The following is a 945-nucleotide window of genomic DNA, read 5'->3' as shown; positions in this document are numbered from 1 at the left end:
GGAAGTGGCCGTGAGCACGGGCGCTTATGTTAATGAACTTAATGAGGCCATTAATCAAGATAGATTAGCTCACGGTAAACAACCACTAAAGCCGAAAGAGAATACAGATACCAAAAACATCAAAGTGAGTACCACTGACCCAGAAAGCGGCTTTATGCACAGAGACCAAAAGCCCCAAGGTTTTTTCTACTTAGACCATAGAACAGTGGATGGTAAGCATAATATTATCGTCGACACCCACATCACAGCAGGTAATGTCCATGACTCACAACCTTACATCAAAAGACTCGATACGGTATTAGATAAATTTAACTTAAGCCCATTAGCCGTAGGGTTAGATGCAGGCTACTTTACAGCTAGTGTGGCCCACGCTTTAGAAGCGCGACAAATCGCAGGAGTATTTGGGTATCGACGCCCGCCCAAAACCAAGAATCCAATCAAGAAAAAGCACTTTGAATTTAATGCAGAAGATAACCATTACACATGCCCAGAAGGGCAGCAATTATTGTATAAAACCACAAATCGCTTGGGATATAGAGAATATCACAGCGATGCAACCCTCTGCGTTAACTGCCCAAGACTGAACGAATGCACCACAAGTAAAGGACATAAAAAAGTCATCGCAAGACACGTCATGCAAGATAGTGTTGACAGAGCGAACAAGCTGCGATTAACCCCCAGTGGAAAACGCATTTATCGAAGACGATGTGCCACGGTTGAACGAAGCTTCGCTGATGCGAAGCAACACCATGGTCATCGTTATGCAAGGTTTAGAGGCTTGATGAAAGTGCAGATGCAAGGGCTGTTAGCCGCCACTGCGCAAAATATGAAGAAAATGGCGTTACTCGGCGCTTTTTTGCATTTTTTTAGGGTGATATTAGCGAATATGAAGCTCATAAGAAGAGTATGGGACGTTGATAATCAACAATACTGCTTTAGATGTGT

At 43.4% G+C, this 945-nt stretch carries 1 protein-coding gene; it reads left to right on the top strand.

Annotated features, from left to right (window positions below; genetic code table 11):
- Window positions 1-945, top strand: a 945-nt coding sequence (locus tag IEY42_RS22195) for an IS1182 family transposase (RefSeq protein ID WP_188927332.1), incomplete at both ends; no start/stop codon positions are given.

It is taken from the genome of Shewanella algicola (assembly GCF_014648035.1).
Taxonomy (GTDB): Bacteria; Pseudomonadota; Gammaproteobacteria; order Enterobacterales; family Shewanellaceae; genus Shewanella; species Shewanella algicola.
This window is presented reverse-complemented; position numbering and strand designations above follow the sequence as displayed.